The organism is Aquitalea sp. S1-19 (assembly GCF_024343515.1).
Genome location: NZ_RJTZ01000192.1, coordinates 1 through 3,008, shown reverse-complemented (window position 1 = coordinate 3,008; position 3,008 = coordinate 1). Strand labels below are relative to the sequence as shown.

At 61.9% G+C, this 3,008-nt stretch carries 2 protein-coding genes and 1 pseudogene; all 3 read left to right on the top strand.

Annotated elements, in window-relative coordinates; translation table 11 throughout:
* The coding region (locus EGI20_RS16950) for an MFS transporter (protein ID WP_498632886.1) at positions 1–1,389 on the top strand (1,389 nt) is incomplete at its 5' end.
* Positions 1,383–2,090 carry an energy transducer TonB gene (locus EGI20_RS16945; protein WP_498632884.1) on the top strand — a complete coding sequence of 236 codons (708 nt, stop codon included), beginning with the start codon at positions 1,383–1,385 and terminating at the stop codon, positions 2,088–2,090. The genes EGI20_RS16950 and EGI20_RS16945, both read left to right, overlap by 7 nt.
* A 154-nt stretch (positions 2,091–2,244) precedes the next feature.
* Positions 2,245–3,008 (top strand): annotated as a pseudogene (locus EGI20_RS16940) (cell division protein ZipA C-terminal FtsZ-binding domain-containing protein); the annotation flags it as partial.

Genomic DNA, 3,008 nt, shown 5'->3' with positions numbered 1-3,008 from the left:
ACTCGCAGCATGACCATCCGTATCCAACGCTGGGAACCGGAAAACCTGATTTTCTGGCTGGCACGCGGCAAGCCGATTGCCAGGCGCAATCTGCTGCTGTCCATCCTGGCCCTGCACCTGAACTTCAATATCTGGATGATGTGGAGCATGGTCGTGGTCAACCTGCCATCGGTTGGCTTCTCCATCACCCACCAGCAACAGTTTTTGCTGGTGTCCATTCCGCCGCTGACCGGTGCCCTCATGCGCATCATTTATTCCTCGCTGTGGAGCTGGACCGGTGGCGGAACCTGGCTGGCAGTTTCCACCTTATTGCTGCTGATACCCGCTTTCGGCGTCGGCCACGTGGTGCAAGACATCAGCACACCCTTTCCCCTGTTACTGCTGATCAGCGCCTGCTGCGGCATAGGCGGCGGCGCCTCCAGCTCGCACCTGTCCAATACCAATCTGTTTTTTCCCAAGGCACAAAAAGGCCTGGCCATGGGGCTGAATGCCGGCATCGGCAATCTGGGGGTGTCGATGGCGCAACTGCTGATCCCGCTTGCCATCTCGGTTCCCTTGTTCGGCACACTGGCCGGTAGCTCGCAAATCTGGGGGCATGGGAGCGAGGTTTATCCGGTCTGGCTGCAAAACGCCGGCTATCTGTGGATCGCGCCTATTTTGCTGGTGTCGGTGCTGTGCTTTGTCTACGCCCATGACCTGCCCAAGCTCAGGCTGACGCCGCGCGACCAATGGAAGATGATGCAAGAACGCCACACCTGGTATGTCTGCCTTTTGTATATGGGCACTTACGGCACTTTCCTTGGCATGGCGGCAGCCTTTCCTTTGCTGTCGCGCACGCTGTTTCCCTTGCATGATGCGACGCCCTACCTGTTTATCGGGCCCATGCTGGCGGCCTTGTCACGCCCGTTTGGCGGCTGGTGCGGCGACCGCATCGGCGGCGGCATCAGCGTGATTGCCTGCTACGCCGTACTGGTTATCGGGACAATAGGCGTGATCGCCAGCCTGCCGGACGCACAAAGTCGCGGCTCGTTCTGGCTGTTTCTGGCCATGTGCCAGCTCTTGTTTCTCGCCGCCGGCATCGGTAACGGAGCCGCCTACCAGCTCGCGCCCAAGGTCTTTATGCTGCAGGCCGGACGCGAAGCCCACGCCCGAGGTGAAACCGTGGCGCAAACCTATCAGCGCGGCACACGCCGCGGCACGGCGGCCATGGGGGTCAGCTCGGTGATGGCAGCCTTCGGCGGCTTTGTGATTCCCGAAACCTTCGGCTATTCGCTGGAAACCGCTGGCAGCTTCGTGCCGGCCTTTGTACTGTTCCTGCTGTTTTATCTGCTCTGCGCCGCCATTGCCTGGCGCTGCTATGCGCGCGCGGGCGCGACGCTCCGGTGCTGATCAAAAAAAGCCGGGTTCTGCTGCCGCTGGCCCTGTCGCTGCTGCTGCATGCGCTGTTTGTTGCGTTTTTGCCATCCATGCAGGCGCAGCAAACACAGCCGCCCTTGCAGCTAGACCTGCTGGCCTTGCCAAGCCCAGGCCCGGGCACACCAGCCCCGGCTGCGACCAAAGCCGCGCCTTTGCCGGCCAGGGCCCCAGGCCGGACAGGACCCAAGACCGCCACAGCCAAGTCCTTGCCTGAAGCCGCCCGCGCCTCGGTCAGATCCGACCTCGCCCTGCCCGCCCCGCCCACCAAGGCGGCACCGGCAAGCCCCCCGCCAGCAAGCACATCCATAAACGGTACACAGCCAGCAGCTACGGGCGCGAGTGCGGCCCAGGCGGCAGATGCGGGCTCAGGCCCAGGTTCAGCTGCCGGCTTTAGCGGCGCTAACTGGCGCGCGGGCGCGCTGGACAATCCTGCCCCGTCCTATCCGGAACGCTCGCGCGAGCGCGGCGAAGAAGGTCGGGTGGTATTGCGGGTAGAGGTCGGAGCCGATGGCCGCGTACGCGATATCGCTATCTTGCAGAGCAGCGGTTTTCCACGGCTGGATCGCGCGGCGCGCGATGCCGTCGAGCGCTGGCGCTTTACTCCGGCCAGACGCGGCAATAGCGCAGTGGCCGACCGCGTCGATGTGCCCATCCGCTTCCGCCAGACCGATTAACAGGGCTCCGTTGACGGGCGGAAAACACACGCCATGGTCCGCTTATTCGCCACACTTTGCGAGCGCACAAAATCATTAAAAACCAAAGCCGTTTGCATGACGGGCTTTGATATAATATTGTCCCGTCTATTAGCCGTATTGTGGATAAAGCTGAATGAGCGAATTACAGATCGGCTTGCTGATGCTGGGCGGCGCATTTATCGCGCTGGTACTCGGCATTAACTGGTATCAGGAATGGCGCTTCAAAACGAAGACCCGCCAGGCTTTTGCCCGCGAGCACTCCGACGTTTTGCTGGACGTGCCGAAAAATCAGGTGCGCGACGGCGTGGCCAACGATCGTCTCGAGCCGGTGCTGACCACAGCGCTGGATCTGCCGGACTTGCCCGAGCCATCCGGTAATATGGCGTCCCGAAGCGCCGAGGCGCCCGCGCTTGAGCTGCCGGCTGAGCCGCTGCCCGAGCCGGAGGCTATCCGTCTGGATATGCCGACCCCCATGGATGCCGATGACCATCAGGCACTGGTGGTCGCCATGCTGGATCCGTCGCTGGACTTTATTGCCGAAGTGGTTTTCCGTCAGCCTTTCCAGCTGAACGCCCTGCCGCGCTTTGCCGTGGCCAAGCGCGTGCAGCAAATCGGCCGCACCGAGCATGGCCTGTGGAAACAGGCGGAGGCACTGCCTGGCGTGCGTTACAAGCAACTGAATATCGCGCTGCAGTTGGTGGATCGCAGCGGCGCGGTCAATGAACAGGAAATCGCCAGCTTCTGCCAGCAAGTGGCACGCTTTGCCGAAGAAAACGAAGCGGCAGTCAGCTTTCCGCAACGCGCACAAAAACTGGTTGCCGCACGCGAGCTGGATCATTTCTGCGCCGATGTCGACATGCTGATCGGCATCAATATCCTGCCGCGCGCGCCGATCAA